The organism is Cedecea neteri, from assembly GCF_000758305.1.
Lineage (GTDB): Bacteria > Pseudomonadota > Gammaproteobacteria > Enterobacterales > Enterobacteriaceae > Cedecea > Cedecea neteri_C.
The window spans coordinates 2,458,704-2,476,870 of record NZ_CP009458.1; the positions used below are offsets into that span (position 1 = coordinate 2,458,704).

Genomic DNA, 18,167 nt, shown 5'->3' on the forward strand with positions numbered 1-18,167 from the left:
AAAGGATAAATAATGAGTAGCGTAGATATTCTAGTTCCTGACCTGCCTGAGTCCGTAGCCGACGCGACAGTGGCAACCTGGCATAAAAAACCGGGCGACAGCGTCAAACGTGACGAAGTGCTGGTTGAAATCGAAACTGACAAAGTGGTACTGGAAGTACCCGCGTCTGCGGACGGCGTTCTGGATGCAGTCCTGGAAGATGAAGGCACAACTGTGACCTCTCGTCAGATTCTGGGCCGCCTGCGTGAAGGCAACAGCGGCGGGAAAGAGTCCTCCGCAAAAGCTGACACCAAAGAGTCTACTCCGGCCCAGCGTCAGCAGGCTTCTCTGGAAGAGCAGAGCAATGATGCCCTCAGCCCGGCTATCCGCCGCCTGATCGCAGAGAACGACCTCGACGCCAGCGCTATCAAAGGCAGCGGCGTAGGTGGTCGTCTCACTCGTGAAGATGTTGAAAAACACCTGAGCGAAGCGAAAGCGAAACAGCCTGCACAGGCGAAAACTGCTGAAGCCGCTCAGGCACCGGTTGCGCCACTGGCTGGCCGCAGCGAAAAACGCGTACCAATGACCCGTCTGCGCAAGCGCGTAGCCGAGCGTCTGCTGGAAGCGAAAAACTCTACCGCCATGCTCACCACGTTCAACGAAGTGAACATGAAGCCAATCATGGAACTGCGTAAGCAGTACGGCGAAGCGTTTGAAAAACGCCACGGCGTGCGTCTGGGCTTCATGTCCTTCTACATTAAAGCGGTTGTTGAAGCGCTGAAACGCTATCCGGAAGTGAATGCTTCCATCGACGGCGAAGACGTGGTTTACCACAACTACTTTGATGTCAGCATCGCGGTTTCTACCCCGCGTGGCCTGGTGACTCCAGTGCTGAAAGATGTTGATACCCTGGGCATGGCCGACATCGAAAAACGCATCAAAGAGCTGGCGGTGAAAGGCCGTGACGGCAAACTGACCGTGGAAGAGCTGACCGGTGGTAACTTCACCATCACCAACGGTGGCGTCTTCGGCTCCCTGATGTCTACGCCAATCATCAACCCACCGCAAAGCGCGATCCTGGGTATGCACGCCATCAAAGATCGCCCAATGGCGGTGGACGGTAAAGTTGAGATCCTGCCGATGATGTACCTGGCGCTCTCTTACGATCACCGTCTGATCGATGGCCGCGAGTCCGTGGGTTACCTGGTAGCGATTAAAGAGCTGCTGGAAGATCCAACTCGTCTGCTGCTGGACGTGTAGTCGAACAAGACTCTGGCGGGTGCTATGACACCCGCCCCTACAACCAAATCTAACCTTACCCCGAGCATTAATGCTCTTTATCTGGATGGATAGAACTCATGAACTTACACGAATATCAGGCGAAACAGTTGTTTGCTCGGTATGGTTTGCCGGCACCTGTCGGTTACGCCTGCACCACACCGCGCGAAGCGGAAGAAGCCGCCTCTAAAATTGGCGCGGGTCCTTGGGTGGTGAAATGTCAGGTTCATGCCGGTGGCCGCGGTAAAGCGGGCGGTGTGAAAGTGGTTAACAGTAAAGAAGACATTCGTGCTTTTGCTGAGCACTGGCTGGGCAAACGCCTGGTGACTTACCAAACGGACGCCAACGGCCAGCCTGTACACCAGATTCTGGTTGAAGCTGCAACCGATATCGACAAAGAGCTGTATCTGGGCGCGGTAGTTGACCGTAGCTCTCGCCGTGTGGTCTTCATGGCCTCCACTGAAGGCGGCGTGGAAATCGAAAAAGTAGCGGAAGAAACGCCGCACCTGATCCACAAAGTTGCTCTGGATCCGCTGGCAGGTCCAATGCCTTACCAGGGCCGTGAGCTGGCGTTCAAACTGGGTCTGGAAGGTAAACAGGTTCAGCAGTTCACTAAGATTTTTATGGGTCTGGCGACTATCTTCCTTGAGCGCGACCTGGCGCTGATTGAAATCAACCCGCTGGTGATCACCAAGCAGGGCGACCTGATCTGTCTCGACGGTAAACTGGGCGCAGACGGTAACGCACTGTTCCGCCAGCCAGATCTGCGCGAAATGCGTGACCAGTCTCAGGAAGACCCGCGTGAAGCTCAGGCTGCGCAGTGGGAGCTGAACTACGTGGCGCTGGACGGTAACATCGGCTGCATGGTTAACGGTGCGGGCCTGGCAATGGGCACCATGGACATCGTTAAGCTGCACGGCGGCGAGCCGGCTAACTTCCTTGATGTGGGCGGCGGTGCGACCAAAGAGCGCGTCACCGAAGCGTTCAAAATCATCCTGTCCGACGACAAAGTCAAAGCCGTTCTGGTGAACATCTTCGGCGGTATCGTACGCTGCGACCTGATTGCCGACGGCATCATTGGCGCGGTAGCTGAAGTGGGCGTTAACGTGCCGGTGGTGGTGCGTCTGGAAGGTAACAACGCCGAACTGGGCGCGAAAAAACTGGCGGATAGCGGCTTGAACATCATTGCAGCGAAAAGTCTGACGGACGCAGCACAGCAGGTTGTTGCTGCCGTGGAGGGGAAATAATGTCCATTTTGATCGATAAAAACACTAAGGTAATTTGCCAGGGCTTTACCGGCAGCCAGGGGACTTTCCACTCCGAGCAGGCGATTGCCTACGGTACGCAAATGGTTGGCGGCGTGACGCCAGGCAAAGGTGGCACTGAACATCTGGGTCTGCCGGTATTTAATACCGTGCGTGAAGCTGTTGACGCTACTGGCGCGACCGCTTCCGTGATTTATGTTCCAGCCCCGTTCTGCAAAGATTCCATCCTGGAAGCGATTGATGCTGGCATTAAGCTTATCATCACTATCACTGAAGGTATCCCTACGCTGGATATGCTGACTGTGAAAGTGGCGCTGGATGAAGCTGGCGTGCGCATGATCGGGCCAAACTGCCCAGGTGTTATCACCCCAGGCGAATGCAAAATCGGCATCATGCCGGGCCACATTCACCTGCCGGGCAAAGTGGGCATCGTTTCCCGCTCCGGGACGCTGACCTATGAAGCCGTTAAGCAGACAACTGACATCGGTCTCGGCCAGTCAACCTGCGTCGGTATCGGCGGTGACCCGATCCCTGGCTCCAACTTCATTGATATCCTGAAGATGTTCCAGGCAGACCCGAAAACCGAAGCCATTGTGATGATCGGGGAAATCGGCGGGAGCGCAGAAGAAGAAGCTGCGGCCTATATCAAAGAGCACGTGACCAAACCTGTTGTGGGCTACATTGCCGGCGTTACCGCGCCTAAAGGCAAGCGTATGGGCCACGCGGGTGCCATCATCGCGGGCGGGAAGGGGACGGCGGATGAGAAATTCGCAGCTCTGGAAGCCGCTGGCGTGAAAACCGTTCGTAGCCTCGCCGACATTGGCGATGCGCTGAAAGCTATTCTGCCGCAGTAAGCAGATGCCCCCCGCGTAAGCGGGGGAGACAGTAATAATAAGTGTTCGACATGGTTGGCCACCCTGGGTGGCCTTTTTTTATGTTTTGACTTTGATAATCCAGCCTCTTCTTACGTTGTATCGCGCATTCCCACGCACATTTTCTTTTCCTGAATAATTTCTCTCTGCGATATTTTCTCTCTGTAACCTTATAAAAAATAATGATTTGTTAATTTAATTTATATCAAAAGTGAATTATTTGTGAATATTAAAAGGAGGGGGCTAAAACCACGGAAAAAGGTGCCGGATAAATAGTGTAAAGATGACCAGGCTAGCATTGGCGAAATTTAAGGTTCAGCTTTAAATATCCGCTTTATGTTGAGAATAAGCGTCATGAAATTAACCTCAACCGAAGCGTTGGAACATATCATTAACAACAAATTCACGATTAATTCTCTATTGAAAAATAATTAACATTACCAATGTAAATTGTTTTGGATCAATGTTTAAAGCTGGCGTTGCGGGGTATAAAGGGGCAAAATTGCTGCAGATCAAACTGGCCGAATAACGGTGTTTTAGCTATAAATTGATCGCCGTCGTAAAACGTAAAAAACATTAAGCAAAGACCTGTTTATTGTAAGGGAATTGCAGGGTAATATAATTACGGGTTATTTTTGATTTAATTAACGTGTTTGTAACCTTTCACCTTTTGATTTCACATTTGAATAAAGTGGGCGAGAAAAAGGGGACTGGAAGCGAATGTATTTGTATTAGGGCATGCTTGTGGGAAACCTCCCGGTGAACCACAGTCGAAGTCTTCATGCGAAGAGCAAGGAGTCAAGATGTTTGATATTGTCGAACTGTCGCGCTTACAGTTTGCCTTGACCGCGATGTACCACTTCCTGTTTGTGCCACTGACGCTAGGTATGGCGTTTTTGCTGGCCATCATGGAAACGGTCTATGTGCTGTCAGGTAAGCAAATTTATAAAGATATGACCAAATTCTGGGGCAAGTTGTTTGCAATCAACTTTGCGCTGGGGGTGGCAACCGGTTTGACCATGGAGTTCCAGTTCGGGACTAACTGGTCTTACTATTCTCACTATGTCGGGGATATCTTCGGTGCGCCGCTGGCTATCGAAGGCCTGATGGCATTCTTCCTCGAATCTACCTTCGTTGGTCTGTTCTTCTTTGGCTGGGATCGCCTCGGCAAAGTTCAGCATATGGCCGTCACCTGGCTGGTGGCATTGGGCTCCAACCTCTCCGCGCTGTGGATTCTGGTCGCTAACGGCTGGATGCAAAACCCTATCGCTTCCGACTTCAACTTCGAAACCATGCGTATGGAAATGGTCAGCTTTGCCGAGCTGGTCCTGAACCCGGTTGCGCAGGTTAAATTCGTACACACCGTAGCGTCCGGCTATGTGTGTGGCGCGATGTTCGTGCTCGGTATCAGCTCCTACTACCTGCTGAAAGGCCGCGACGTCGCTTTTGCGAAGCGTTCCTTCGCGATTGCCGCGAGTTTTGGTATGGCCGCTATTCTCTCCGTTATCGTACTGGGCGATGAATCTGGCTACGAAATGGGGGATGTGCAGAAAACCAAACTGGCCGCGATTGAAGCCGAATGGGAAACTCAGCCAGCGCCGGCGGCGTTTACTCTGTTTGGTATTCCTGACCAGGATAAGCAAGAAAACCGCTTTGCTATTCAAATCCCTTACGCGCTGGGCATCATCGCTACCCGCTCCGTGGATAAACCTGTCACCGGTCTGAAAGAGCTGATGGTGCAGCACGAAGAGCGTATCCGTAACGGGATGAAGGCGTACAGCCTGCTGGAGCAACTGCGCAGTGGTTCAACCGACCAAAGCGTGCGTGATAGCTTCAACCACGTGAAGAAAGACCTGGGCTATGGTCTGTTGCTGAAGCGCTATACGGAAAACGTTACTGACGCGACCGAAGAGCAGATTCAGAAAGCAACCAAAGACTCCATTCCTCGCGTAGCACCATTGTACTTTGCGTTCCGTATCATGGTGGCCTGTGGCTTCCTGATGCTGTTCATCATTGCTGTGTCCTTCTGGACCGTGACCCGTAACGCCATTGGTTCGAAAAAATGGCTGCTGCGCGCCGCGCTGTACGGTATTCCATTGCCCTGGATCGCTATCGAATCCGGCTGGTTTGTTGCGGAATACGGTCGTCAGCCTTGGGCGGTAGGTGAGGTTCTGCCGACGGCTGTTGCAAACTCGTCATTGAGCGTGGGCGACCTGCTGTTCTCCATGATACTGATTTGCGGCCTTTACACGCTGTTTATGGTGGCGGAACTGTTCCTGATGTTCAAATTTGCTCGCCTTGGGCCGAGCAGTCTGAAAACAGGACGCTATCACTTTGAGCAGTCCAACGTGGCTTCTCAGCCGGCACGCTAAGACAGGAGTCGTCAAATGATCGATTATGAAGTATTGCGTTTTATCTGGTGGCTGCTGGTTGGCGTTCTGCTGATTGGCTTCGCCGTCACCGACGGCTTCGATATGGGCGTGGGCATGCTGTCGCGCGTGATTGGCCGTACTGACGTTGAACGCCGCATCATGGTTAACTCCATTGCGCCGCACTGGGACGGGAACCAGGTTTGGCTGATTACCGCGGGTGGGGCTCTGTTTGCTGCCTGGCCAATGGTTTATGCCGCTGCTTTCTCTGGCTTCTATGTCGCGATGATTCTGGTGCTGGCTTCTTTGTTCTTCCGTCCGGTAGGGTTCGACTACCGCTCGAAGATTGAAGATACCCGCTGGCGCAACATGTGGGACTGGGGCATTTTCATCGGTAGCTTCGTGCCACCGCTGGTGATTGGCGTGGCGTTCGGCAACCTGCTGCAGGGCGTTCCGTTCCACGTGGATGAATACCTGCGTCTTTACTACACCGGTAACTTCTTCCAACTGCTGAATCCGTTTGGCCTGTTGGCGGGTGTTGTTAGCGTGTCGATGATCGTGGCCCAGGGCGCAACCTATCTGCAGATGCGTACCGTAGGTGAGTTACATCTGCGTGCTAAAGCGGCTGCTCAGATTGCTGCGCTGGTGATGATGGTTTGCTTCGCGCTGGCCGGTGTTTGGGTGATCTACGGCATTGATGGCTATGTGGTGACCTCTGCTCTGGATCATCATGCTGCGTCCAACCCGCTGACCAAAGAAGTGGCGCGTCAGGCTGGTGCCTGGCTGGTGAACTTCAACAATACGCCAGCGCTGTGGTTGATTCCTGCTCTGGGCGTTGTGCTACCGCTGCTGACCATCCTCATGTCTCGTCTGGAGAAAGGCGCCCTGGCGTTTATCTTCTCTTCGCTGACGCTGGCCTGTGTGATCCTGACTGCCGGTATCGCGATGTTCCCGTTCGTGATGCCTTCCAGCACCATGATGAACGCTAGCCTGACCATGTGGGATGCGACGTCCAGCCAGCTGACGCTGAATGTGATGACCTATGTTGCCATCGTGTTCGTGCCAATCATTCTTCTCTACACCACCTGGTGTTACTGGAAAATGTTCGGTCGTATCACGAAAGAGCACATCGAAAGCAACTCCACCTCTCTGTACTAATAAGGAGCTGATTATGTGGTACTTTGCATGGATTCTGGGCACGCTTCTCGCGTGTGCATTCGGGATTATTACCGCGCTGGCTCTCGAGCACGTTGAGGCGAGCAAAGCCGGAAAAGAAGAGCCCTGATGGAATACGTTATCGCGAAACTGTACGCGGTAATGGACAAGAGCCCCTTGCGGGCTCTTTCCTTAGTGATGGCGCTGGTATTGGCTGGATGTATTTTCTGGGACCCGTCTCGTTTTGCCGCCAAAACGAGTGAGCTGGAGATTTGGCATGGCTTCCTGCTGATGTGGGGCGTTTGTGCCGGGATCATTCACGGCGTGGGTTTCCGCCCAACCAAAGTGCTTTGGCAGGGTATTTTCTGCCCGCTGATAGCCGATTTAGTGCTCATAGCTGGACTGCTGTTTTTCTTCTTCTGAATGCCTGTGCGCATTCCCTCGCCTGAAGCAGAAATTATGGGCTTTAACAAGCCCATAAAAATTTACTTAACGTTTAAAACAATCCATTCCAAACCCTGATTCTCTTGCGTATAGTAAGCAGCGTTTAATTGCATTACCGGGATGTAAAGTGAGTACAACGCTGTTTCGATGGCCGGTTCGTGTTTACTACGAGGACACAGACGCCGGTGGTATGGTTTACCATGCCAGTTATGTTGCTTTTTATGAAAGAGCACGCACAGAGATGCTGCGCCAGCACAACTTTAACCAGCATTCCCTGTTGGCGGAGCGTGTCGCCTTTGTCGTACGCAGGATGACGGTTGATTATCTTGCGCCTGCCCGACTCGACGATTTACTCGAAATCCAAAGTGAAATTACATCGATGCGCGGCACTTCTATGGTGTTTACGCAGCGAATAGTCAACGCTGAAAATCAGTTACTTAACCAAGCTGAAGTGCTGATTGTTTGTGTTGATCCACACCTAATGAAGCCTCGTGCGCTTCCCAAGTCTATTGTCGCGGAGTTCAAGCAGTGACTGACATGAATATCCTTGATTTGTTCCTGAAGGCAAGCCTTCTGGTCAAATTTATCATGTTGATTTTGATTGGTTTTTCCATCGCATCATGGGCAATCATCATTCAGCGAACGCGTATCCTTAATGCCGCCGGCCGTGAAGCCGAGGCGTTTGAAGACAAGTTCTGGTCCGGTATCGAACTGTCTCGCCTGTATCAGGAGAGCCAGGGCCGCCGTGACAGCTTGAGCGGTTCCGAGCAGATCTTCTATTCCGGCTTCAAAGAGTTTGCGCGCCTGCATCGTGCCAATACCCACGCGCCAGAAGCCGTGGTTGAGGGCGCATCACGTGCGATGCGTATCTCGATGAGCCGCGAGTTGGAAACGCTGGAAACCCATATTCCTTTCCTTGGCACCGTCGGTTCCATCAGTCCGTATATCGGCCTGTTTGGTACGGTGTGGGGGATCATGCACGCGTTTATCGCCCTGGGTGCGGTGAAGCAGGCGACGCTGCAGATGGTAGCGCCAGGTATTGCCGAAGCGCTGATCGCGACCGCGATTGGTCTGTTTGCTGCTATTCCGGCCGTTATGGCGTACAACCGCCTTAACCAACGCGTGAACAAACTGGAATTGAATTACGACAACTTCATGGAAGAGTTCACGGCTATCCTGCACCGTCAGGCTTTTACCAGCAGCGAAAAGCAGTAACAAGGGGTAAGTCATGGCCAGACGCGGACGTGGTCGTCGTGAGCTGAAGTCAGAAATTAACATCGTTCCTTTGCTGGACGTGCTGCTGGTGCTGTTGCTGATCTTTATGGCAACGGCGCCGATCATCACCCAGAGCGTCGAAGTGGATCTGCCGGATGCGACCGATTCTCAGACCGTCAGCAGTAACGATGAACCACCGGTCATTATTGAAGTGTCCGGGGTAGGGCAGTACAGCGTAGTGGTTGAGAAAGATCGTATGGATCAGCTGCCGTCAGAGCAGGTTGTTGCCGAAGCGCAGCGCCGTCTGCAGGCGAATCCAAAAACGGTCTTTTTGATTGGCGGCGCAAAAGATGTTCCGTATGACGAGATCATCAAGGCGCTGAATCTGTTGCATCAGGCGGGCGTGAAATCCGTTGGTCTGATGACGCAGCCAATCTGATCCATTTCGCTTAAACCGTTTGGGAACCGAGAGTGTCAAAGGCAACCGAAGAGAACGCTAAATTAAAACGGGCGATCATCGTTTCAGTGGTGCTGCACATCATTTTGATTGCCATCCTGATCTGGAGCTCGTTTGATGAGCACATTGATGCATCCGCTGGCGGTGGCGGTGGTTCTTCTATTGACGCGGTGATGGTTGACCCGGGTGCGGTAGTGGAAAACTACAATCGCCAACAGCAGCAGCAGGCAAGCAGCAAACGTGCCGCTGAACAGCGTGAAAAACAGGCGCAGCAGCAGGCGGAAGAGCTTCAGCAAAAACAGGCGGCAGAGCAACAGCGTCTGAAAGAGCTGGAGAAAGAGCGTTTAGCGGCTCAGGAGCAGGCAAAAGCGCAGGCCGAACAGCAGAAACAGGCTGAAGCGGCCGCGAAGCAGGCTCAGGAGCAGCAGAAACAGGCCGAAGCCGCGGCTGCAGCTGCGAAGGCAAAAGCGGATGCTCAGGCGAAAGCCCAGGCTGACGCCCAGGCCAAAGCTCAGGCTGATGCCCAGGCTAAAGCTGCGGAAGAAGCTGCGAAGAAAGCGGCTGCGGATGCTCAGAAAAAAGCCACTGAAGAAGCGGCTAAGAAAGCAGCTGACGCAGAGAAAAAAGCTGCTGCTGACGCTGCTGCTGCAGCGAAAAAAGCTCAGCAGGATGCTGAGAAAAAAGCCGCAGATGCTGCAGCTAAGAAGGCTGCGCAGGACGCCGAGAAGAAAGCTGCTGCTGAGGCAGCTAAGCAAGCTGCAGCTGAAAAAGCTGAAGCTGCTAAGCAGGCTGCTGCTGAAAAGGCCGCGGCAGAAAAAGCTGCCGAGAAGGCCGCTGCTGACAAGGCTGCAGCTGCTAAAGCCGCCGCAGATAAGAAAGCGGCCGCCGACGCGAAGAAGAAGGCTGCTGCTGAGAAAGCTGCTTCTGACAAGGCCGCAGCACAGGGTGTCGATGATTTATTCGGTGATTTAAGCTCAGGTAAGAATGCACCGAAAACGGGCGGTGGGGCGAAAGGTAATGCCGCAGCTGCCGCCGGAAAAGGGAATAATAAGAACAACGGCGCTAGTGGCGCGGAGATCAACGGCTATGCTGGTCAGATAAAGGCAGCGATCGAGAGTAAGTTCTATAACGATCCTTCGTTTGCCGGTAAGACCTGTTCGCTGCGGATCAAGTTGGCACCAGACGGCCTTCTGCTTGATATCAAGCCTGAAGGCGGTGACCCAGCACTTTGTCAGGCTGCCGTTGCGGCAGCGCGTCTGGCGAAGATTCCGAAGCCGCCAAGCGAAGCTGTTTATGAAGTCTTCAAGAACGCACCGATCGACTTTAAGCCTTAACGCGGTTTTCCCCGTCACGACGGGGAAAGCACACTAAGCTGAGTTACAGGGTTTTGGTAGTTTTGTGTATTTGGGTTTGTTAACATTCTGCTAAATTATCGTGGGCTTTCCGCCCGGATAAGGGAGATATGATGAAGCAGGCATTTCGTGTAGCGTTAAGTTTCTTAATGCTGTGGGCAGCGGTGCTGCACGCAGAAGTTCGTATCGAGATCACCCAGGGCGTGGATTCTGCTCGTCCAATTGGTGTGGTTCCGTTCACCTGGGCAGGCCCTGGCGCCGCGCCTGAAGACATCGGTGGCATTGTTGCCGCTGACCTGCGTAACAGCGGTAAATTCAACCCACTCGACAGATCTCGCCTGCCACAGCAGCCGGGTTCTGCTCAGGAAGTTCAGCCTGCTGCCTGGACCGCGCTCGGTATTGACGCCGTCGTAGTAGGCCAGGTTACGCCAAACGGCGACGGCAGTTACACCGTTGCTTACCAGCTGGTAGATACCTCTGGTGCACCAGGCACGGTACTGGCGCAGAACTCCTACAAAGTGAACAAACAGTGGCTGCGCTATGCCGGCCATACCGCCAGCGATGAAGTGTTTGAGAAGCTGACCGGGATTAAAGGCGCATTCCGTACCCGTATTGCTTACGTCGTACAGACCAATGGCGGCCAGTTCCCGTATGAGCTGCGCGTGTCTGATTACGATGGCTACAACCAGTTTGTGGTTCACCGTTCTCCACAGCCGCTGATGTCTCCAGCCTGGTCTCCGGACGGCAGTAAATTGGCTTATGTGACCTTCGAAAGCGGCCGTTCTGCGCTGGTTGTGCAGACGCTGGCTAACGGTGCAGTGCGTCAGATTGCTTCGTTCCCGCAGCACAACGGTGCACCAGCGTTCTCTCCGGACGGTTCTAAGCTGGCGTTCGCGCTGTCTAAAACCGGCAGCCTGCAGCTGTACGTGATGGACCTTGGCTCTGGCCAGATTCGTCAGGTGACAGAAGGTCGCAGTAACAACACGGAACCTACATGGTTCCCGGACAACCAAACCCTGGCCTATACCTCTGACCAGGCGGGTCGTCCACAGATTTATAAAGTCAGTATTAGTGGCGGTGCTCCGCAGCGTCTGTCCTGGGAAGGTTCTCAGAACCAGGATGCCGATGTCAGTGCCGACGGTAAAATTATGGTAATGGTCAGCTCCGCTAGCGGTCAGCAGCACATTGCCAAACAGGATCTGGTAGCGGGTGGCGTAACAACTTTATCGTCAACGTTCCTGGATGAAACGCCAAGTCTGGCACCTAACGGCACTATGGTAATCTACAGCTCTTCTCAGGGGATGGGATCCGTGCTGAATTTGGTTTCAACAGATGGGCGTTTCAAAGCGCGTCTTCCGGCAACTGATGGACAGGTCAAATTCCCTGCCTGGTCGCCGTATCTGTGATAACAATATTGATTATTAAAGGATCAAAGAAATGCAACTGAACAAAGTGCTGAAAGGGCTGATGATTGCTCTGCCGGTTATGGCTATCGCGGCGTGTTCTTCTAACAAGAGCGCCAACAATGGTCAGAGCGGTGAAGGTATGCTGGGTGCCGGCACTGGTATGGACGCTAACGGCCACGGCAACATGTCTTCTGAAGAGCAGGCTCGTCTGCAGATGCAACAGCTGCAGCAGAACAACATCGTTTACTTCGGTCTGGACAAATACGATGTTAGCTCTGAATTCGCTGCAATGCTGGATGCGCACGCTAACTTCCTGCGTAGCAACCCGTCTTACAAAGTGACCGTAGAAGGTCATGCGGATGAGCGCGGTACCCCAGAGTACAACATCGCACTGGGCGAACGTCGTGCTAACGCTGTTAAAATGTACCTGCAAGGTAAAGGCGTTTCTGCAGACCAGATCTCCATCGTTTCTTACGGTAAAGAAAAACCTGCAGTACTGGGTCATGACGAAGCGGCTTACGCTAAAAACCGTCGTGCCGTACTGGTTTACTAAGAGAATCGCATGAGCAGTAACTTCAGACATCACTTGTTGAGTCTGTCGTTACTGGTTGGCATAGCGGCCCCCTGGGCCGCTACTGCTCAGGCGCCAATCAGTAGTGTCGGCTCAGGCTCGGTCGAAGACCGCGTCACTCAACTCGAGCGTATTTCTAACGCTCACAGTCAGCTTTTGACCCAACTCCAGCAACAACTCTCCGATAACCAGAATGACATTGATTCCCTGCGCGGTCAGATTCAGGAAAGTCAGTATCAGCTGAATCAGGTTGTGGAACGTCAAAAGCAAATTTTGCTGCAGATGGATAGCCTTAGTGGCGCTGCGGCGGGAGCAGGGCAACAGCCTGCTGCCGGTGCATCCCAGGCCGCCACGCCGGACGCAGGGGCCTCTAACGCGGCGCCTGCTGCCCCAGTGCAGGGCGGTGACGCTAATAGCGACTACAACGCAGCTATCGCGCTGGTGCAGGATAAATCGCGTCAGGACGATGCTATCAACGCGTTTCAGGCCTTTGTGAAGAAGTATCCGGATTCAACTTATCTGCCTAACGCCAATTACTGGCTGGGTCAGTTGAATTACAACAAAGGCAAAAAGGACGATGCGGCGTTTTATTTTGCCTCCGTGGTGAAAAACTACCCAAAATCTCCTAAAGCACCGGACGCCATGTTTAAGGTTGGCGTGATCATGCAGGACAAAGGCGACGCTGCAAAAGCGAAAGCCGTCTACCAGCAGGTCGTTAAACAGTATCCCAATACTGAAGGTGCAAAGCAGGCTCAAAAACGTCTGAATGCGCAATAATGCGTGCGGCCTGACCAGATATCGTCGTTTTTCTGGTCTTGCCGTGCGAAACGTAAGCAGTTGAGCGATCTGCGTCAAAATTATTGTTGCGTCAAAATCTTAAATCAGTAATATATGCCGCCGTTGCCAAGGGATACTAAATAAACCCAAAGTGACGCAAAAGTGGGTCGTTAGCTCAGTTGGTAGAGCAGTTGACTTTTAATCAATTGGTCGCAGGTTCGAATCCTGCACGACCCACCACTTTAAAGTAGTAAGCAGTAAACAAGTTTGCAGTAAGCCGCACAGCGGGTCGTTAGCTCAGTTGGTAGAGCAGTTGACTTTTAATCAATTGGTCGCAGGTTCGAATCCTGCACGACCCACCATCTTTTAAGATGAAAGTTGTAGTGAATCGAAAACGGTTCGAGTAGGGCAAAGCAAAACTTCAAAGCAGTAACCGCATAAAGCGGGTCGTTAGCTCAGTTGGTAGAGCAGTTGACTTTTAATCAATTGGTCGCAGGTTCGAATCCTGCACGACCCACCAATGTAGAAAGGCGCCCTAAAGGCGCCTTTTTGCTATTTGATATTCGGGCAGGGTTCTAGCCTGCAGCAGGTTCGACAAAATCGCTTTTGATTTTGCACGTCGCTTGCGACGAGCCCGAAGGGCACCGTCATCCTGCACGACCCACCAATGTAGAAAGGCGCCCTAAAGGCGCCTTTTTGCTATCTGCGATTTGAAAATCCTGCCATTCCCGGCACTCATTCTCCACTGGTCTGTTTCTCTCAGCGCATCGAGCAATAACCCACGACATTTCGACTAAATTTCGCTATCTTGTTTAGCATATAAAACAATGAGTGCCGAAGATGGCGTGAATCACGCTTTATTTGGCCTGTAATGTTAAGTCAGTAAAACGAGACTGCATGATGAGCGTAATGTTTGACCCGGAAACTGCGATTTATCCCTTCCCGCCTAAACCTGCGCCCCTGAGCGGAGATGAAAAACAGTTTTATCGTGAAAAAATTAAGCGTCTGCTTAAAGAGCGGGATGCGGTGATGGTGGCGCATTACTACACCGACCCGGAAATCCAGTCGCTTGCCGAAGAAACCGGTGGGTGTATCTCTGACTCGCTGGAGATGGCTCGCTTTGGCGCTAACCATCCAGCGTCTACGCTACTGGTGGCGGGGGTGCGTTTCATGGGGGAAACGGCGAAAATCCTCAGCCCCGAAAAGACCATTTTAATGCCCACCCTCAATGCCGAATGCTCATTAGATCTCGGCTGCCCGATTGAGGCATTTAATGCTTTCTGCGACCAGCACCCGGATCGTACTGTCGTCGTCTATGCTAATACCTCTGCCGCGGTAAAAGCCCGGGCAGACTGGGTCGTCACATCCAGTATTGCGGTAGAGCTGATTGAACATCTGGATAGCCTGGGCGAGAAAATCATCTGGGCACCGGATCGCCACCTTGGCAACTACGTTCAGAAGCAGACTGGGGCCGACGTACTGTGCTGGCAAGGAGCCTGCATTGTGCATGATGAATTTAAAACTCAGGCGCTGGCGCGGATGAAAGCGCTATACCCGAATGCGGCGGTACTGGTTCATCCTGAATCACCGCAGGCCGTGGTGGATATGGCCGATGCGGTAGGATCGACCAGCCAGCTGATTAACGCGGCTAAAACGCTGCCTCACCAGCAGCTTATTGTCGCCACCGATCGCGGGATATTTTACAAAATGCAACAGGCGTGTCCGGACAAAGAGCTACTGGAAGCGCCAACCGCAGGGGAAGGGGCAACCTGCCGCAGCTGTGCGCATTGCCCGTGGATGGCAATGAACGGGCTTAAAGCCATTGCTGAAGGGCTGGAACAGGGTGGGGCTGCACACACGATAGAAGTGGATGCTGCGCTGCGAGAAGGCGCGCTGGTTCCGCTTAATCGTATGCTCGATTTTGCGGCAGAATTGCGTCGTACGATTAAAGGCAACGCGTAACAATATTACGCTCAGGGGAGTTCATGGATTTTTTTAGCACGCAGAACATTCTCGTCCACATCCCCATTGGGACGGGCGGGTATGACTTATCATGGATTGAAGCTGTGGGAACGCTGGCGGGATTGCTTTGTATCTGGCTTGCCAGCCTGGAGAAGATAGGCAACTACGCCTTCGGGTTAATCAACGTCACTCTGTTTGCCATCATATTCTTTCAGATCCAGCTCTACGCTAGCCTTCTTTTGCAGCTGTTCTTTTTTGTGGCGAACATCTACGGCTGGTATGCCTGGTCGCGGCAAAGTAGTAACCATCAGTCACTGCTGCAAATCCGATGGCTGCCTTTGCCTAAGGCGATTGCCTGGCTAGTGATTATTGTCGCAGCGATTGGGTTGATGACGGTGTTTATCGATCCGGTCTTTGCCTTCCTGACCCGGGTTGCGGTGTCTGTGATGCAGAGTCTGGGGCTGAACGTTACCCTGCCTGAACTTCAGCCAGATGCCTATCCGTTCTGGGACTCGTGCATGATGGTGCTGTCGATTGTGGCGATGATTCTCATGACCCGGAAATACGTGGAAAACTGGCTGCTGTGGACAATCATCAACGTCATCAGCGTGGTTATCTTTGCCCTGCAGGGCGTTTACGCGATGTCGCTGGAATATCTCATTCTGACGTTCATCGCGCTGAATGGCAGCCGGATGTGGATCAACAGCGCGCGACAATCCGGTTCGCGCGCCTTGTCCTGATTAGTGATGATGATGGGCATGGCCAGCACCGTGGTCATGCTCATTCAGGTCGCAGTCCGGGCCGTGACAAACCTGATACTCCATCTGTACCGTGGCATGTTCTATCTGATACTCGTGCTCGAGGAAGTGATGTATGCGCGCCAGCAAAGCGTCGTGATCGTGGGGCGGTACAACCTGAACATGTAGCGTCATCAGCGGTTTTTCGCCAACCAGCCAGATATGGACGTGATGCACGTTACGTACTTCCGGTATTGAGCGGGAAAGATTACGCTTCAACGCGGCAATGTCGATGGCGCCCGGTGCACCTTCTAATAGCTCGTTGACGCTCTCTTTCAGCAGGCTCCAGGCGCTGCGTAGCACCAGGCAGGAAACCAGCACCGACAGTATGGGGTCAATCGGTGTCCAGCCGGTCCAGAGGATCACCACCGCCGCCACAATTGCCCCCACTGAACCCAACAAGTCACCCAGCACATGCATCGCCGCCGCGCGCACGTTGAGATTTTTCTCTCCGCTGCCGCTGTGTAGGATCCAGAAAGAAACCAGGTTAGCCAGCAGTCCGGCGACCGCAATGGTCAGCATTGCCCAGCCCGCAATCGGCTGAGGATTTGAGAAGCGCTGAATCGCTTCCCAGACAATAAGAATGGTGATCACCACCAGGGCAATAGCGTTTACAAATGCTGCGAGCGTAGTCAGGCGTAGCCAACCAAAGGTATGCCGGGCGTTGGGAGGCCGACGGGCAAAATGCACGGCCAGCAAAGCAAACAGCAGTGCCGCAGCGTCGGTGAGCATATGGCCAGCATCGGCCAGAAGAGCCAGCGAGCCGGAAAGCAGGCCGCCGATAACTTCGGCAACCATGAAAATTGCCGTGATGAGAAAGGCAAACAGCAGGCGTTTTACGTTGCTATCAGCAGGGGTATGTTGGTGTGAATGCGCCATAATCTCTCACAAAGATAAATCCCGGTGGGCTAATTATAACCGCTCCATGGTTTCAACTGGTTGAAAGAGGCTGAAAAATCCAGCGAGTCAAAAATGTGGATGAGACCTTAATTTTCAAAATAGCATTCAATATTGAAAATTTAACATCCTTCAGTGGTAAGCGTTGAAATAGGGTGTGAATCCATAGATTCTCATTATGTTCTCACTGTTTTTTTCGAGTTTTCAGGATTAACCTGTGAGAAGTGTAAAAGCCCGTTTACACTTGTGGTTATGCGAGTTAGATTGAAAGGATTGCAACGAAGAAAAATATCAGGATGACCCCGGAAATATCATGAATTATCAGAACGACGACTTAAGAATTAAAGAGATTAACGAGCTTCTCCCCCCTGTAGCGCTGTTGGAAAAATTCCCCGCCACTGAAAAAGCTGCCCACACCGTCTCTCAGGCGCGTAAAGCGATCCATAAAATCCTTAAAGGCAGCGACGACCGTCTGCTGGTGGTGATCGGGCCTTGCTCCATTCACGACACCAAAGCCGCCAAAGAGTACGGTGCGCGCCTGCTGGCGTTGCGTGAAGAGCTTCAGGGCGAACTGGAAGTGGTAATGCGCGTCTATTTTGAAAAACCGCGCACCACCGTGGGCTGGAAAGGTCTGATTAACGATCCGCACATGGACAGCAGCTACCAGATTAACGACGGCCTGCGCATTGCGCGTAAGCTGTTGCTGGATATCAACGATTCCGGCCTGCCAGCGGCAGGGGAATTCCTTGATATGATCACGCCTCAGTATCTGGCGGACCTGATGAGCTGGGGCGCTATCGGCGCGCGTACCACTGAATCACAGGTGCACCGCGAACTGGCTTCCGGCCTCTCTTGCCCGGTTGGTTTTAAAAACGGCACCGACGGCACGATCAAAGTTGCGATTGATGCCATCAACGCCGCCGGTGCACCGCACTGCTTCCTGTCCGTAACCAAGTGGGGCCATTCCGCCATCGTCAACACTAGCGGGAACGGTGACTGCCACATTATTCTGCGTGGCGGCAAAGAGCCGAACTACAGCGCGAAGCATGTGGAAGAGGTTAAAGCGGGCCTGGTGAAAGCGGGTCTTGAGCCACAGGTGATGATTGACTTCAGCCACGCCAACAGCAGCAAACAGTTCAAAAAGCAGATGGACGTTTCTGCCGACGTTTGCGGCCAAATTGCCGGCGGCGAAAAGGCTATCATCGGCGTGATGATTGAAAGCCATCTGGTAGAAGGCAACCAAAGCCTGGAGAGCGGCGAGCCGCTGGTCTACGGCAAAAGCGTTACCGACGCCTGCATTGGCTGGGACGATACCGAAGTGGCGCTGCGTAAACTTGCCGCGGCGGTAAAAGCTCGTCGCGGCTAACGGCC

At 53.0% G+C, this 18,167-nt stretch carries 18 protein-coding genes and 3 tRNA genes; 20 read left to right on the forward strand and 1 reads right to left on the reverse strand.

Annotation, left to right across the window (positions count from 1 at the left end):
- The first annotated feature begins 12 nt into the window (after positions 1-12).
- The 19 genes from odhB to pnuC all read left to right on the forward strand — a co-directional run bounded on the left by odhB (position 13) and on the right by pnuC (position 15,842).
- Positions 13-1,239, forward strand: a complete 1,227-nt coding sequence (odhB, locus tag LH23_RS11515; protein WP_039291226.1) for a 2-oxoglutarate dehydrogenase complex dihydrolipoyllysine-residue succinyltransferase — start codon at positions 13-15, stop codon at positions 1,237-1,239.
- Between the two features lie 98 nt (positions 1,240-1,337).
- The gene (gene sucC / locus LH23_RS11520) at positions 1,338-2,504 is read left to right on the forward strand and encodes an ADP-forming succinate--CoA ligase subunit beta (protein ID WP_039291227.1); all 1,167 of its coding nucleotides are present in this window, start codon (positions 1,338-1,340) and stop codon (positions 2,502-2,504) included.
- Positions 2,504-3,376 carry a succinate--CoA ligase subunit alpha gene (sucD, locus tag LH23_RS11525; protein WP_039291229.1) on the forward strand — a complete coding sequence of 291 codons (873 nt, stop codon included), beginning with the start codon at positions 2,504-2,506 and terminating at the stop codon, positions 3,374-3,376. The genes sucC and sucD overlap by 1 nt, the downstream gene beginning before the upstream one ends.
- Before the next feature lie 821 nt (positions 3,377-4,197).
- On the forward strand, positions 4,198-5,766 hold the full coding sequence (cydA, locus tag LH23_RS11530; RefSeq protein ID WP_039291231.1) for a cytochrome ubiquinol oxidase subunit I: 1,569 nt from the start codon (positions 4,198-4,200) through the stop codon (positions 5,764-5,766).
- 15 nt (positions 5,767-5,781) lie between these two features.
- On the forward strand, positions 5,782-6,921 hold the full coding sequence (gene cydB / locus LH23_RS11535; protein ID WP_039291234.1) for a cytochrome d ubiquinol oxidase subunit II: 1,140 nt from the start codon (positions 5,782-5,784) through the stop codon (positions 6,919-6,921).
- Between the two features lie 13 nt (positions 6,922-6,934).
- Positions 6,935-7,048 carry a cytochrome bd-I oxidase subunit CydX gene (gene cydX / locus LH23_RS23420; RefSeq protein ID WP_071842714.1) on the forward strand — a complete coding sequence of 38 codons (114 nt, stop codon included), beginning with the start codon at positions 6,935-6,937 and terminating at the stop codon, positions 7,046-7,048.
- Positions 7,048-7,341, forward strand: coding sequence for a cyd operon protein YbgE (gene ybgE / locus LH23_RS11540; protein ID WP_039291236.1), 294 nt, complete (start codon positions 7,048-7,050; stop codon positions 7,339-7,341). The genes cydX and ybgE overlap by 1 nt, the downstream gene beginning before the upstream one ends.
- 148 nt (positions 7,342-7,489) lie before the next feature.
- Entirely contained in the window at positions 7,490-7,894 is a 405-nt protein-coding gene (gene ybgC, locus LH23_RS11545) for a tol-pal system-associated acyl-CoA thioesterase (RefSeq protein WP_008456156.1), read from the forward strand.
- Positions 7,891-8,577 (forward strand): Tol-Pal system protein TolQ, encoded by a 687-nt coding sequence (gene tolQ / locus LH23_RS11550; RefSeq protein WP_071704076.1) that lies wholly within the window; start codon positions 7,891-7,893, stop codon positions 8,575-8,577. The genes ybgC and tolQ overlap by 4 nt, the downstream gene beginning before the upstream one ends.
- 13 nt (positions 8,578-8,590) lie before the next feature.
- Positions 8,591-9,016 (forward strand): colicin uptake protein TolR, encoded by a 426-nt coding sequence (gene tolR, locus LH23_RS11555; RefSeq protein ID WP_008456166.1) that lies wholly within the window; start codon positions 8,591-8,593, stop codon positions 9,014-9,016.
- Between the two features lie 32 nt (positions 9,017-9,048).
- Positions 9,049-10,368: a cell envelope integrity protein TolA gene (tolA, locus tag LH23_RS11560; protein WP_039291240.1), complete on the forward strand. Its 1,320-nt coding sequence runs from the start codon at positions 9,049-9,051 to the stop codon at positions 10,366-10,368.
- 131 nt (positions 10,369-10,499) lie between these two features.
- Positions 10,500-11,792, forward strand: coding sequence for a Tol-Pal system beta propeller repeat protein TolB (tolB, locus tag LH23_RS11565; RefSeq protein WP_008456170.1), 1,293 nt, complete (start codon positions 10,500-10,502; stop codon positions 11,790-11,792).
- Positions 11,793-11,823: 31 nt separating this feature from the next.
- Positions 11,824-12,345: a peptidoglycan-associated lipoprotein Pal gene (pal, locus tag LH23_RS11570; RefSeq protein WP_008456172.1), complete on the forward strand. Its 522-nt coding sequence runs from the start codon at positions 11,824-11,826 to the stop codon at positions 12,343-12,345.
- A 9-nt stretch (positions 12,346-12,354) separates the two neighbouring features.
- A complete protein-coding gene (cpoB, locus tag LH23_RS11575; protein ID WP_039291242.1) occupies positions 12,355-13,140 on the forward strand; it encodes a cell division protein CpoB in 786 nt (261 codons plus the stop codon).
- Positions 13,141-13,304: 164 nt separating this feature from the next.
- A tRNA-Lys gene (locus tag LH23_RS11580) sits at positions 13,305-13,380 on the forward strand.
- A gap of 46 nt (positions 13,381-13,426) precedes the next feature.
- A tRNA-Lys gene (locus LH23_RS11585) sits at positions 13,427-13,502 on the forward strand.
- An 82-nt stretch (positions 13,503-13,584) separates the two neighbouring features.
- Positions 13,585-13,660 (forward strand) — tRNA-Lys (locus LH23_RS11590).
- Positions 13,661-14,040: 380 nt separating this feature from the next.
- Positions 14,041-15,102 carry a quinolinate synthase NadA gene (gene nadA / locus LH23_RS11595; RefSeq protein WP_039296603.1) on the forward strand — a complete coding sequence of 354 codons (1,062 nt, stop codon included), beginning with the start codon at positions 14,041-14,043 and terminating at the stop codon, positions 15,100-15,102.
- A gap of 23 nt (positions 15,103-15,125) precedes the next feature.
- Positions 15,126-15,842, forward strand: coding sequence for a nicotinamide riboside transporter PnuC (pnuC, locus tag LH23_RS11600; RefSeq protein WP_039291243.1), 717 nt, complete (start codon positions 15,126-15,128; stop codon positions 15,840-15,842).
- Here the strand turns inward: pnuC and zitB are convergent, their stop codons facing one another.
- Complete coding sequence (gene zitB, locus LH23_RS11605) at positions 15,843-16,778, reverse strand: CDF family zinc transporter ZitB (protein WP_039291245.1); 936 nt, start codon at positions 16,776-16,778, stop codon at positions 15,843-15,845. It abuts the gene before it with no gap.
- A 331-nt stretch (positions 16,779-17,109) separates the two neighbouring features.
- Here zitB and aroG point away from each other — a divergent pair, with 331 nt between their 5' ends.
- Entirely contained in the window at positions 17,110-18,162 is a 1,053-nt protein-coding gene (aroG, locus tag LH23_RS11610; protein WP_039291247.1) for a 3-deoxy-7-phosphoheptulonate synthase AroG, read from the forward strand.
- The last annotated feature ends 5 nt before the right edge of the window (positions 18,163-18,167 follow it).

What these genes read in the sequence shown, in the direction of transcription:
- odhB (WP_039291226.1), top strand. Translation starts at nt 13, where the DNA reads ATGAGTAGCGTAGATATTCTAGTTCCTGACCTGCCTGAGTCCGTAGCC.
- sucC (WP_039291227.1), top strand. Translation starts at nt 1,338, where the DNA reads ATGAACTTACACGAATATCAGGCGAAACAGTTGTTTGCTCGGTATGGT.
- sucD (WP_039291229.1), top strand. Translation starts at nt 2,504, where the DNA reads ATGTCCATTTTGATCGATAAAAACACTAAGGTAATTTGCCAGGGCTTT.
- cydA (WP_039291231.1), top strand. Translation starts at nt 4,198, where the DNA reads ATGTTTGATATTGTCGAACTGTCGCGCTTACAGTTTGCCTTGACCGCG.
- cydB (WP_039291234.1), top strand. Translation starts at nt 5,782, where the DNA reads ATGATCGATTATGAAGTATTGCGTTTTATCTGGTGGCTGCTGGTTGGC.
- cydX (WP_071842714.1), top strand. Translation starts at nt 6,935, where the DNA reads ATGTGGTACTTTGCATGGATTCTGGGCACGCTTCTCGCGTGTGCATTC.
- ybgE (WP_039291236.1), top strand. Translation starts at nt 7,048, where the DNA reads ATGGAATACGTTATCGCGAAACTGTACGCGGTAATGGACAAGAGCCCC.
- tolR (WP_008456166.1), top strand. Translation starts at nt 8,591, where the DNA reads ATGGCCAGACGCGGACGTGGTCGTCGTGAGCTGAAGTCAGAAATTAAC.
- tolB (WP_008456170.1), top strand. Translation starts at nt 10,500, where the DNA reads ATGAAGCAGGCATTTCGTGTAGCGTTAAGTTTCTTAATGCTGTGGGCA.
- pal (WP_008456172.1), top strand. Translation starts at nt 11,824, where the DNA reads ATGCAACTGAACAAAGTGCTGAAAGGGCTGATGATTGCTCTGCCGGTT.
- cpoB (WP_039291242.1), top strand. Translation starts at nt 12,355, where the DNA reads ATGAGCAGTAACTTCAGACATCACTTGTTGAGTCTGTCGTTACTGGTT.
- nadA (WP_039296603.1), top strand. Translation starts at nt 14,041, where the DNA reads ATGAGCGTAATGTTTGACCCGGAAACTGCGATTTATCCCTTCCCGCCT.
- pnuC (WP_039291243.1), top strand. Translation starts at nt 15,126, where the DNA reads ATGGATTTTTTTAGCACGCAGAACATTCTCGTCCACATCCCCATTGGG.
- zitB (WP_039291245.1), bottom strand. Translation starts at nt 16,778, where the DNA reads ATGGCGCATTCACACCAACATACCCCTGCTGATAGCAACGTAAAACGC.
- aroG (WP_039291247.1), top strand. Translation starts at nt 17,110, where the DNA reads ATGAATTATCAGAACGACGACTTAAGAATTAAAGAGATTAACGAGCTT.